General features: G+C 68.3%; 10 protein-coding genes. 4 read left to right on the top strand and 6 right to left on the bottom strand.

The window, feature by feature from the left end; genetic code table 11:
• Position 1 precedes the first annotated feature (1 nt).
• Entirely contained in the window at positions 2-805 is an 804-nt protein-coding gene (locus RIB98_04770) for an SDR family NAD(P)-dependent oxidoreductase (protein MEQ8840271.1), read from the top strand.
• Positions 806-819: 14 nt separating this feature from the next.
• Positions 820-1,809, top strand: coding sequence for an NAD(P)H-quinone oxidoreductase (locus tag RIB98_04765; GenBank protein ID MEQ8840270.1), 990 nt, complete (start codon positions 820-822; stop codon positions 1,807-1,809).
• A gap of 59 nt (positions 1,810-1,868) precedes the next feature.
• Here RIB98_04765 and RIB98_04760 read toward each other — a convergent pair whose 3' ends face one another.
• Positions 1,869-2,660 (bottom strand): PhzF family phenazine biosynthesis protein, encoded by a 792-nt coding sequence (locus RIB98_04760; protein ID MEQ8840269.1) that lies wholly within the window; start codon positions 2,658-2,660, stop codon positions 1,869-1,871.
• 27 nt (positions 2,661-2,687) lie between these two features.
• Here RIB98_04760 and RIB98_04755 point away from each other — a divergent pair, with 27 nt between their 5' ends.
• Positions 2,688-3,935: a cytochrome P450 gene (locus RIB98_04755; GenBank protein ID MEQ8840268.1), complete on the top strand. Its 1,248-nt coding sequence runs from the start codon at positions 2,688-2,690 to the stop codon at positions 3,933-3,935.
• Here RIB98_04755 and RIB98_04750 read toward each other — a convergent pair.
• The 4 genes from RIB98_04750 to RIB98_04735 form a co-directional block, all read right to left on the bottom strand.
• Positions 3,901-4,449, bottom strand: a complete 549-nt coding sequence (locus RIB98_04750; GenBank protein ID MEQ8840267.1) for a hypothetical protein — start codon at positions 4,447-4,449, stop codon at positions 3,901-3,903. The two genes, RIB98_04755 and RIB98_04750, sit on opposite strands and share 35 nt — an antisense overlap.
• Before the next feature lie 104 nt (positions 4,450-4,553).
• Positions 4,554-5,819 (bottom strand): citrate synthase, encoded by a 1,266-nt coding sequence (locus RIB98_04745; GenBank protein MEQ8840266.1) that lies wholly within the window; start codon positions 5,817-5,819, stop codon positions 4,554-4,556.
• Positions 5,820-5,890: 71 nt separating this feature from the next.
• Positions 5,891-7,243 carry a carboxyl transferase domain-containing protein gene (locus tag RIB98_04740; protein MEQ8840265.1) on the bottom strand — a complete coding sequence of 451 codons (1,353 nt, stop codon included), beginning with the start codon at positions 7,241-7,243 and terminating at the stop codon, positions 5,891-5,893.
• Positions 7,244-7,303: 60 nt separating this feature from the next.
• Positions 7,304-8,227, bottom strand: a complete 924-nt coding sequence (locus tag RIB98_04735; protein ID MEQ8840264.1) for a LysR family transcriptional regulator — start codon at positions 8,225-8,227, stop codon at positions 7,304-7,306.
• Positions 8,228-8,496: 269 nt separating this feature from the next.
• Between RIB98_04735 and RIB98_04730 the strand changes: the two genes are divergently transcribed.
• The gene (locus RIB98_04730) at positions 8,497-10,074 is read left to right on the top strand and encodes a hypothetical protein (protein ID MEQ8840263.1); all 1,578 of its coding nucleotides are present in this window, start codon (positions 8,497-8,499) and stop codon (positions 10,072-10,074) included.
• 27 nt (positions 10,075-10,101) lie between these two features.
• Here the strand turns inward: RIB98_04730 and RIB98_04725 are convergent, their stop codons facing one another.
• Positions 10,102-12,387 (bottom strand): aconitate hydratase, encoded by a 2,286-nt coding sequence (locus RIB98_04725; GenBank protein ID MEQ8840262.1) that lies wholly within the window; start codon positions 12,385-12,387, stop codon positions 10,102-10,104.
• Between the last annotated feature and the right edge of the window lies 1 nt (position 12,388).

Below are 12,388 nucleotides of genomic sequence, written 5' to 3'. Positions count from 1 at the left end.
AGTGGCGGTCGTTACCGGCGCCGGTTCCGGCATCGGCCGAGCCATGGTCGCCCATTTCGTCGAACGGGGCATGAAGGTCGCGGCCGCCGACATCGACGCCGCGGCGGCGGCCGAGTCCGCCACCCTGGCCGGCGGTGACACGATCTCGATGGGCGTCGACGTCGCCGACGCCGGGGCGGTCGATGCCCTGGCCGATGCCGTCTTCGGTGAGTGGGGCGCGGTCCACCTGCTGTGCAACAACGCCGGCGTGTTCCAGGCCGGCTTGTCGTGGCAGCGGTCGATCGAGGACTGGGAGTGGGCGCTCGGTGTGAACCTGTGGGGGATCATCCACGGCGTGAAGTCCTTCGTGCCCCGCATGATCGCGGGCGGCGACGACGGCCATGTGGTCAACACGTCATCGGTGGCCGGCTTCGTCGCTGCGCCGTTCTCGGGGCCCTACAACGTGTCGAAGGTGGCGGCCTTCTCGATGAGCGAGACGCTGGCCCATGATCTCCAGGCCTCCGGCGCGAAGATCGGCGCGTCGGTCCTCTGCCCCAGTTCGATCCGTACCGGCATCGCCCACACCGACAAGGTGCGGCCCGGCGGCCCCGCCGACGAGGGCGACGACGCGGCGTTCGTACGCGAGTCGCTCTTCCAGATCACCGAGACCGGCATCGACCCGGCCGAAGTGCCACCTATCGTGCTCGCCGGCATCGATGCCGGCGATTTTCTGATCGCCACCAAGCCGTCGTACCGCGACCAGATCCAGACCCGATTCGACGCGTTGCTCGAGCGGCGCCTGCCGCCGACCCCGACGGTCGACTGAACCGGAGGAACCACATGCGTGCCGTCGTACTCGAGGAGAAGGGTGGACCCGAGGTTCTCCGGGTTCGTGGCGACATTCCCGACCCTGTGCCCGGACCCGAGGAGGTGCTGGTGACGATCGAGTCGTCGGCGCTCAACCGAGCCGACCTGCTCCAGCGGATGGGTCTCTACCCTGGCCCGCCGATGGTTCACGAGATCCCCGGGCTCGAGTACGCAGGACGGGTGATCGCCGTGGGGGAGCGGGTCGTCGATCGCGCCGTGGGGGATGCCGTCATGGGCATCAGCAACGGCGGTTGCCACGCCGAGCAGATCGCCGTGCACGAGCGCCAGACCATGCTCGTGCCGGATGCTCTCCCGCTGGCCGACGCCGGTGCGTTTCCCGAGGTCTTCATCACCGCCTGGGATGCACTCGTTCGCCAGGGCGGCCTCACCTCGGGCCGTTGGGCGCTCGTGCACGCCGGGGCGTCGGGCGTGGGTACCGCCGCGATCCAGATCGCCAAGGTGCTCGGGGCCCGCATCGCGGTCACCGCATCGGCCGGCAAACACGACGTGTGCGAGCGTCTCGGTGCCGACGTGGTGATCGACTACCGAACCGAGGACTTCGTCGAACGGGTCCGCGAGGCCACGAACGGTCGTGGCGTCGAGGTCGTGCTCGATGTGATCGGTGGCGACTATCTACCCCGCAACGTGCAATCGCTGTGCCTCGGCGGACGCATCATCCAGGTCGGGGTGATGGCCGGAGGTCCGGTCCCGTTCGACGCAGGGAGTCTCCTCGCGAAGCGGGCGACGATCACGGGTACGACGCTGCGGGCCCGTCCGCTCGAGGAGAAGATCGCCATCACCCGCGAGTTCGCCGCCCAGATCCTGCCCCGAGTTGCCGACGGGGACCTGGCGCCCGTGATCGACAGCCGGTACCCGTTGGACCAGGTGGGCGCGGCTCATGAGCACATGGCCGCCAATGCCAACGCCGGCAAGATCGTGCTCGGCATCGGGACAGGTGTCTGACACCGGCGGGACGGGTGTCTGACACCGGCGGGACAGGTGTCTGACACCGGGGGGACGGGTCAGACCAGGAGTTCGCCGCGCATCGTCGTGACGGCCTGGCCGAAGATCTCGACACGATCGCCGACCACGGTCACCTCGAGGTCGCCGCCCCGGGCCGAGGCCTGGTGGTAGCGAATGCGATCCCTCATCAACCGGGCCGACCAGTAGGGCGCGAGGGTGGTGTGGGCCGATCCGGTGACGGGGTCCTCGTCGATCCCGACGGCCGGGGCGAAGACGCGTGACACGACGTCGTGGTCGCTCGCCTCGTCGGCGGGTGCGGTGACGACCACCGCGCGGCAGTCGACCCGGCGCAGGAGGTTGAAGTTGGGGCGCAGCGCCCGGACCTCCGCTTCGGTGTCGACGGCGACGAGATAGTCGGTGCGCCCGCGTCGGACCGGACTCGCGTCGGGCACGCCGAGCGCGGCGAGCAGACCGGTCGGCGCCTCGGCCCTGCGGCTGCTGTCGGCCGGAAAGTCCAGCACGATGCCATCGGGGAGCGCCTGCGCGGCGAGCAGACCGCTGCGGGTCGTGTAGCGGATCGTGCCGGTGACGCCGAGGTCGGTGGCGAGGACGTGGGTGGTGGCGAGCGTGGCATGTCCACACAGGTCGACCTCGACCACAGGCGTGAACCAGCGCAGGTTCCAGAGTCCGTCCTCGGGCACACAGAACGCCGTCTCGGAGAGGTTCATCTCGATGGCGACACGGCGCATCCACTGCTCGTCGGCCGGGCTGTCGAGGATGCAGACCGCGGCGGGGTTGCCCGAAAAGGCACGGTCGGTGAACGCATCGACGACCGTGACGAAAATGCCCATGGGCGCATGATCGCCTATTTTTGCCCCATGGCGAATCATCCCACCCCGCAGCCCGCCCCCACCCACCCCCTCCGCGAGAACATCGACCTCATGGACGGCAACTGGTATGCCTCGCAGCCACACGACGACTGGACGTGGATGCGGGCGAATGCCCCCGTCTACTACGACCCCAATTGCGACGTGTGGGCGGTGGCGAAGTACGACGACATCCTCACGGTCTCTCGCGACCCGCGCACCTACTCGTCGTACAAGGCGCCTCGACCCAAGGGCGATCCGCTGCCGATGATGATCTCGATGGACGACCCCGAGCATCTCAACCGTCGCAAGCTCGTCAACAAGGGATTCACCCCGAAGCGGGTGCGCGACAAGCTCGACCAGATCGACTCGCTGTGCGACATGATCCTCGACCGGATCTGTGAGAAGGGCGAATGCGATTTCGTGTGGGACATCGCCGCGCCGCTGCCGCTGCTGCTCATCGGCGACATGCTCGGCTTTCCCCGCGAGTCGTTCGACGATCTCCTCGAGTGGTCCGACGACCTCATCAGGGGGACGACCACGACCCAGTCGCCCGAGGCGGCGGAGAAGGCGATGATGGCCGGCATCGCGTTCCGCGAGTTCCAGCTCGGGATCATCGCCGACCGCCGGGCCAATCCCGGTGGCGACGACCTCGTCAGCATCCTGTGCGATGCCGAGGTCGACGGCGATCGCCTCGACGACGAGTCGATCGTGCAGGAGTCGCTCCTCATCCTCATCGGCGGCGACGAGACCTCGCGCCACGTCATCACCGGCGGGATGCAGGCGTTGATGGAGTTCCCCGACGAGCGAGAGAAGCTCCAGGCCGATGTCGCGGGCCGGATCGAGCCCGCCGTCGAGGAGATGCTCCGCTGGGTCACCCCGATCAAGAACATGGCCCGCACCACCATGACCGAGGTGCAGATCCGCGATCAGACGATCCCGTCGGGCAGCGACATCATCATGCTCTACCCGTCGGGCAACCGCGACGAGGAGCACTTCGTCGATCCGTTCCGCTTCGACATCGCCCGGGACCCCAACAACCACATGGCCTTCGGGTTCGGCACCCACTTCTGCCTCGGTGCCTCGCTCGCCCGACTCGAGCTGAAGGAGATGTTCACCAAGGTGCTCTCCCGGCTGCCCGACATCGAGATGGCCGTGCCGCAGTCGGAGCTTCCGTGGCGTAACTCGAACTTCATCACCGGCGTCGAGGCGATGCCGGTGAAGTTCACTCCCACCGCGAAGGTGGGCGCCTCGGCGTGAGTGCGGCCTGATACCACTCGTGTTCGAGGGCGTGCGCGTCGAGGATTGCCTCGCGGGTGTCGTCGTCGATGACGGAGCGGGCACCCGGGGTCACGTTGGTCTGGGCCACTGCGCCAGTGGTCGACCAGCCGAGCAGATCGGCGAGGCGGGCCAGGTCGGTCTCGTAGCGCTCGGTGATGCCGATGAAGGCGAAGTCGCGGGGGGCGAGACCACCCACGTACTGCGACTCGAATTCGCTGCGGATGGGCTCCCACCGTGCGAACTCCACGAGTGACATGTCGCGGCGCAGGAACTCGTCGTGGTGCGGATTGCCGTGCGGCTCGGTGGTGCGCCAGAAGTCGTAGTAGGACGCGATTCGCTCTACCGGGTCCCGCAGCCACATGATCAGCTTCGCGTTACGCCCCGCGCTCCAGAACTGGGCGGGGGAGAAGTGGCCGTGGACGGCGCGGAACTCTCGCCCGTTCGGACGAGCGCCGTCGTAGACGGGTGCGAGATCGGCGCCGTACTCGCGCACGAGGGCTTCGCGAAACGACGTGCCCGCGGTCTTCGGGATGTGGACGCTGATCAGCTCGAGCCGGCTCGGCCGCAGCCGACCGACACGGGCGCGCAGCGCGTGGTTCAGCGGCTCGCGATCGGCGTGTAGTCGCGCACGCCGGGGCCCGTGTAGAGCTGGCGGGGACGAGCGATGCGCGAGTTCTGCTCGAGCATCTCGTTCCAGTGCGCCAGCCAGCCAGGCGTACGGCCGATGGCGAACAGCACCGTGAACATCTCGGTGGGGAATCCCATCGACTGGTAGATGAGCCCCGAGTAGAAGTCGACGTTGGGGTAGAGCTTGCGGCTCACGAAGTAGTCGTCGTTGAGCGCCGCTTCCTCGAGCTTCAAGGCGATGTCGAGGCGGGGGTTCTTGCCGGTGACCTCGAAGACGTCGTAGGCCGCTTCCTTGATGATCGTGGCCCGCGGGTCGTAGTTCTTGTAGACGCGGTGACCGAAGCCCATCAGACGGCCGTCGCCGGATTTCACGCTCTCGATGAACGCATCGACATTGTCGTAGCTGCCGATGTCGTCGAGCATGTTGAGCACGGCCTCGTTGGCGCCACCGTGGCGGGGGCCGTAGAGGGCAGCGCAGGCCGCAGCAACCGAGGAGTAGGGATCGGCGTGGGCCGAGCCGACCACACGAGCGGCGGTGGTCGAGCAGTTCTGCTCGTGATCGGCGTGGAGGATCAGCAGGATCTCCATCGCCTTCTGCAACGCGGGGTCGAGTTCGTAGGGACCACCGATCTGCCACATCATGCGCAGGAAGTTGGTGGGGTAGTCGGTGTTGTTGTCGGGGAAGACGAACGGCTGGCCGACCGAATGGCGGTACGCGTTGGCCGCCAGCGTCGGCATCTTCGCGATGAGACGGACGATCTGCGCCCGACGGATCTCGGGGTCCTCGATCTCCTTCGCCTCGGGGTAGAAGGTCGACAGGCCTGCGACCGCCGACGTGAGCAGACCCATGGGGTGCGCGTCGTAGTGGTAGGCGTCGTTGATCCGCTTGCGGAAGTTCTCGTGGATGTAGGTGTGGTGGGTGATCTCCTCGATCCACGCATCGTGCTCGGTGGCGTTGGGAAGCTCGCCGTGGACGAGGAGATACGCGACCTCGAGGAAGGTGCTGTGTTCGGCCAACTGCTCGATCGGATACCCGCGGTAGCGCAGGATGCCGTTCTCGCCGTCGAGCTCCGTGATGGCGCTCGGAGTGGCGGCGGTGGTGGCCAGGCCGGGGTCGGAGAACCAGATGCCGGGGAGGAGCTTGCGCCAATCGGCGGCATCGACACCCCCGTCGACGATGGGGATCTCGATCGACTCGCCGGTGCGGTTGTCGGTGATGGTTACGCTCTCAGACACGGCGTTGAATCTAGACCGCAATGCTCGTGCCTCACACCTCGGAGCGGTCAGGCCTTGTTCTCGGGCACTGTTCAGAGCGGTGTGTTGTCGTGGCGGCGACGGGGCAGCCGTTCGCGCTTCCCGGCGAGCATGTCGAACGCTGCGGCCACCTGGGATCGGGTGGCTTCCGGGTCGATCACGGCGTCGATCGTGCCGCGCTCGGCGGCGATGTAGGGGTTGAGCAGACGTTCTTCGTAGTTCGCCTCGAGCTCGGCTCGTTCTTCGGGCGTGTTTCGGCGATGGAGGATCTCCACCGCCCCCTTCGCTCCCATGACTGCGATCTCGGCGGACGGCCAGGCGAGGGCCAGGTCGTTGCCGATCTTCTTCGAGTCCATGACGATGTAGGCGCCGCCGTAGGACTTGCGGGTGGTGACGTTGACCCGGGGGACCGACGCCCGGGCGTAGGCGAACGCCATCTGGGCGCCGTAGCGGATCATTCCCCGCCACTCGAGGTCCTTGCCCGGGTAGAAGCCCGACGTGTCGACCAGGGTGAGCAGTGGGAGGTTGAACGCGTCGCACATCGCGACGAACCGCGCGCCCTTGCGGGATGCGGTGATGTCGAGGGTGCCGGCGATGGTCTGGGGCTGATTGGCCACGATGCCGATCGACCGGCCGCCGATCGAGGCGAAGCAGGTGACGAGGTTGCCGGCCCAGTCGGCGTGCAGCTCGAGCAGGTAGCCGTCGTCGACGACGGCGGCGAGGATGTCGCGGCAGTCGTAGGAGCCGTTGGCCGACTCGGGCAGCACGTCGTAGGCCTCGGGGGTGAGACGACCGACCGGATCGGTGCAGACATGGGGTGGCGCCGGGTCATCGGTGTGGTCGGGCAGGAACGACAGGAGGTCGCGAGCCAGTTCCTCGGCCTCGACCAGGTCCTCGGCGACCATGGTGGCCACGCCGGACGTGCGGCCGTGGACCGCGGCGCCGCCGAGCTCGTCGGAGTCGATCGGCACGCCGGTGAACTGCTCGACCATCGTGGGTCCCGAGACGAAGGCATAGGCGTCGCGGACCATGATCACGATGTCGGCGAGACCGAGCATGAGGGCCGGCCCCGAGACGGTCGGGCCGGTGACGATGACGATCATCGGCACGATGCCCGAACACCGGGTCATCTCCCGGGCGGCACCACCCCAACCGTCGAGCGCGCTGACGCCCATCTCGAGGTTTGCGCCACTGGAGGCGAGTCGCACGATGAGCGGCAGGCGTTGGTCCAGCGCGTAGCGCGCTCCCGCGGCGATGGTGTGGCCGTCGCTCGGTGACAGTGCGCCCGCCAGGTCGTCACCCTGTGCATCGACGACCATGACTCGGCGCCCGTGGAAGTCCGAGGCCGAGGCCCGCACGAACCCCTCGGCCCGGGCGCGGATGTCGACGGTCGAGATATCGGTCATCCGTCCTGCCTGGTGCTCATACTGACTTTCGACATCGATCATCGGGTGATGGTTACCATCTCACGCCGAGTCGACCGGCGCGGGGGTGACGCGGCCCTGTTCGGGACCGTCGACCTGCACGATGCGACGGATCACCTCGGCGAGAGTGCGGGTGGGAGCCGACGGAGCGGACCGGCGTGGTGTCGCGAGACCGACGATGCGCGGCGACAGGCCCTCGACGGCGACACGGGTCCACTCGCCGCTGAGCCACGAGGGCGCGGCGCTGGCCGGCACGAGCGCGGGGCCGAATCCCTGGAAGGCGAGCGAGGTCAGCAGACGGAGCCCGTCGACCTCGGCCTGCGTGGTGAGCTCGACCCGCTGACGGCGCGCGTCCGCGTCGATTTCGTCGCGAAAGGCCGTGCCCTGCGGTGGCAGCAGGATCTCGTGGCGGCTGAGTTCGGCCAGGTCGACTTGCTCGCTCTCCGCCAACGGGTGTCCGGTGGGCGCGATGATGATGCGCTCCTCGGTGAACAGCACGTGGGCGTCGACGTCGGGATTGTCGACGGGCAGGTTCACGACGGCGAGGTCGAGTCGGTCACTGAGCAGCTGTGGAATCAGCGAGGTCGTCGTGGCTTCGATGATCTGGAGCTGGACCCGGGGGTACTCGGCCGACACCGCGGTGAGCAGCGACGGCACCAGCCAGCGGGCGGTGGTGCCGATCACGCCGGCGCGCACCCGCCCCGAGACGTCATCGCGCATCGCGATGAGGTCGTCCTCGATGGCGCGGAGTTCGGCGAGGATCCGTCGCGCCCGGTCGGCGACGATCTCGCCTTCGACGGTCAGCTCGCCCTGGGCCCGGTCGATCAGGACCGAACCCACCTCCTGCTCGAGGCGGGCCACGTGGGTGGACACGTTGCTCTGCACGGTGTGCAGGGCTCGGGCCGCCGCGGAGAACGACTGGTGTTCGGCCACGGCCAGCAGGGCGTGAAGCTGACGTAGATCCATCGCTGTGAATGATGGCACATATCCACGAGAACTGTTGGAAAGATGGGGGTGGACATGGTTAGATAGCTCTATCGACGACGGAAGCGTTACCCCCTAACGCAACGTCAGTCAGCCCGGATCTCGTCCCCCTGATGATCCGAGGCTTCGAGAAGCGGCTGGTTGTCCCCCAAGAACAAACCAGTCGCTTCTCTTCGTTTTGGAAGCCACTACGCTCACCCCGTGCGTCGCCCCGAGGTTGTTCCGTATGGCCGAAACGATGGCTGACACGAATGGCTGACACGCTCGGCATTCACATCACGCCCGAGGGCATCACCGCGGTCCGACTCGACGCAGTGGCGGGAAACCCGGCGACCGTCGTCCAGCTCGGGGCCGACGGACCGGCAGCGGTCTGTGCCGTCGCGCAGGACGACGGCGGCGCCGTGCTGGTCGGCGCGGCCGCGCTCACCGCGCCCGGACCTGCGGTCACCGACCCACTCGAGCGGGCCGCCGCCGGCAAGATCGGTGCGCTGGGCGCAGTGATCAACCATGTCGTGGGCCGCGCCGCGGCGGCGGGGGGCGCGGCGCCGCGTCGGCTGGCGATCGTCGTGCCCGACGACTGGGCCCGCCCCGAGCGCGAACGGGTGGTCGCGGCCGCCGCGGCCGCCGGCATCACCGACACGGTGACGGTCCCGCGCTCGGCCGCCATGACCCAGGTCGGCGATGCCGACTCGGTGATCGCGGTGGCTGCAGGCGCCGCACGCGTGGCCTCGCTGGCCGCGGCACCGCTCGTCACCCGCGAGGACCTCGGCGAGGCCGTGACGCCACGAGCGCCGGTCGTGCTGCCACCCCTCGACCCGCCGACGGGTCCGATCTCGGTGTTCGACGAGGACGAGGACGAGAGCGACGCCGACGAGAACGTCGACCCGGCCCCGGCCCGCTCGGCGCCCACCGCCGTCCCGGCGGCGCCGATCTCCTCATCGACGCCACCGACGCAGGTGGTTCCGGCGGTGTCGTCGGCGCCGTCGCCCGAACCGCTCCGGTACGAGCCGCCGAACCGACGGATCTCGGGCGGTGTGATCGCTGCGGTGGTGCTGCTCGGACTGGTCGGCGCGATCATCATCGCGCTGGTCGCGTTCCGCGGGGGCGACTCGTCGGCCACCGACACCGACCAGACCACCACGCTCGTCACTACGACGACCGTTGCCACCACGACGTCCGAGACGCCGTCGTCGACGACACTCGACCCCGACGCGACGACGTCCACGGTCGATCCCGACGCCGCCACGACCACGTCGACGACCACCACGACCACGACCGAGCCGCCTTCGACCACCACCACCCCGGTGCCGGTCGGGGAGCCGGGCGACGTCACGCTGGCCGAGACCGGCCTCCAGCTCGTGGGCGGTGACCTGGTCCTGTTCGGGCAGAACGAGGCGACGGTGTTCGCCGCGCTGTCCGACCTGCTCGGTGACCCGGACCGCGATTCCGGGCTCGAGGAGTCGGCCTTCTGCTATGGCGCCCGCAGCCGCTTCGTGCAGTGGGGCGACCTCGAGGTGGTGTTCACCGAGGACGAACTCGACAGTGGCGAAGCCCGCTTCACCCAGTGGTACGCCAGTGGCCACGACGACCCTGACGGTCTCGTCACCTTCAGCGGCGTCGGCGTGGGCGCGACGGTCGGGTTCCTCGAAGTGACCCTCGGCGGTTCGCTGCAGCTGGTTGCGGCGATTCCCGACGATCCCGTCGGCCTCTTCGCGGCGACGAACCCGGGATCGGGTGGCCTGCTCAACGGCACGACCACCACGCGCGATCCCGATGGCGTCGTCACCGGCCTCTGGGCGGGCGACAGCTGCACGCGAATCTTCACGTAGTCGCCGTCGCCGGGTCGTCCCAGATCGCTACGACGCCGAGCGGGCCTTGATGATGTTGAGCGCGCTCCCGGCCTTGAACCACTCGATCTGCTCGGGGGAGAAGGTGTGGTTCGTGAGGAACGAGATCGTCTCGCCCGTCGGCTTGGTCACCTCGACGGTGACGGGCTGATCGGGCGCCAGATCAGCGAGGCCACGTACGGCGATGCGGTCGTCCTCGTCGATGCGGTCGTAGTCGGCCGGGTCGGCGAAGGTCAGCGGCACCATGCCCTGCTTCTTCAGGTTGGTCTCGTGGATGCGGGCGAAGGAGCGGGCGATCGCCACGACACCGTTGCGGAACCGGGGCTCCATGGCGGCGTGTTCGCGGCTCGAGCCCTCGCCCATGTTCTCGTCGCCGATGACGACCCACTGCACGCCGGCCTCGTGGTAGTCCTTGGCCAGATCGGGGAAGGTCTTCACCGATCCGTCGAGCTGGCTCTTGCCGTAGCCGACCTCGTAGCCCGGGTAGGCGTTGACCGCGCCCAGGTAGAGGTTGCCCGAGATGTTCTCGAGGTGGCCGCGGTACTTGAGCCAGGGACCGGCCATCGAGATGTGGTCGGTGGTGAACTTGCCCTGCGCCTTGACGAGCACGGGCAGATCCTCGTAGTCGTTGCCGTCCCACGCCGTGAACGGCTCGAGCAGCTGGAGACGGTCGCTGGTGGGCGAGACCTGCACCACGACCGAGGAGCCGTCGGCGGGGGCCGGGACGAAGGTGTCCTCGCCCGGGTCGAACCCGGCGGCCGGCAGTTCGATGCCGATCGGCGTGGAGAGCGAGACCTCTTCGCCGGCATCGTTGGTGATGGTGCCGTTGATCGGGTCGAAGTCGAGCGTGCCGGCGAGGGCGAGCGCGAGCACCGTCTCGGGCGACGTGACGAACGCGAGGGTGGCCGCGTCGCCGTCGTTTCGCTTCGGGAAGTTGCGGTTGTAGGAGGTGACGATCACGTTCGCCTCGCCGGCGACGTGGCCCTCCTCCTCGGAGCGGTCCCACTGGCCGATGCACGGACCGCAGGCGTTGGCGAGCACGGTGGCGCCGAGCGCCTCGAAGTCCTGGAGCAGACCGTCGCGCACGATGGTGGCGCGGACCTGCTCGGACCCGGGGGTGATGAGTAGGCGGGTCTTGGACTTGAGGCCCTTGGCCGCTGCTTCCCGGGCGATCGAGGCCGCCCGGGTGATGTCCTCGTAGCTCGAGTTGGTGCAGCTGCCGATGAGGGCGGCGCTGATCTCGAGCGGCCAGCCCTCGGCTTTCGCCTCGGCGCCGAGCGCCCCGACCTCGCGGGCGAGGTCGGGGGTGTGGGGGCCGTTGATGTGGGGGGTCAGCGTGTCGAGATCGATCTCGATGACCTGGTCGTAGTGGGCGGCGGGGTCGGCCAGCACCTCGTCGTCGGCCCGCAGATGATGCGCAACGGCGTCGGCTGCGTCGGCCACGTGCTCGCGGCCGGTGCTCTTCAGATAGCGGGCGACGGCGTCGTCGTAGGCGAACAGGGACGTGGTGGCGCCGATCTCGGCGCCCATGTTGCAGATCGTGGCCTTGCCGGTGCAGCTGATGCTGTTGGCACCCTCACCGAAGTACTCGACGATCGCGCCGGTGCCGCCCTTCACGGTGAGGATCTCGGCGACCTTCAAGATGACGTCCTTCGGGGCGCTCCAACCGTTGAGCGAACCGGTGAGCTTCACGCCGATGAGCTTGGGCCACTTCACGTTCCACGGGAAGCCGGTCATCACGTCGACCGCGTCGGCGCCGCCGACGCCCACCGCGATCATGCCGATGCCACCGGCGTTGGGGGTGTGGCTGTCGGTGCCGATCATCATTCCGCCGGGGAAGGCGTATTGCTCGAGCACGACCTGGTGGATGATGCCCGAACCGGGCTTCCAGAAGCCGCCGCCGTAGCGAGCGGACACTGTCTCGAGGAAGTCGTAGACCTCTTCGTTGTTGTCGACTGCGGCCATCAGGTCCCGTTTGCCGTCGACGCGGGCCTGGATGAGGTGATCGCAGTGGGTGGTGGTGGGCACCTGCACCTCGTCGAGCCCGGCGGTCATGAACTGGAGCCACGCCATCTGGGCGGTGGCGTCCTGCATGGCGACACGGTCGGGGCGCAGATCGACATAGGAGTCACCGCGCTCGAGTTCCTGGTCGGGCGAGTCGAGATGATTGATCAGAATCTTCTCGGCGAGGGTGAGGGAGCGTCCGAATCGCGCACGGGCGGCGCCGATGCGCTCGTCCAATGTGGCGTAGACGCCGTTGATGAGTTCGATGGGTGTACTTGCTGCGGCTGCCATG

The organism is Acidimicrobiales bacterium, from assembly GCA_040219515.1.
Lineage (GTDB): Bacteria > Actinomycetota > Acidimicrobiia > Acidimicrobiales > Aldehydirespiratoraceae > JAJRXC01.
The sequence above is the reverse complement of the archived record's forward strand: the minus strand, read 5'-3'. Positions and strand labels throughout refer to the sequence as shown.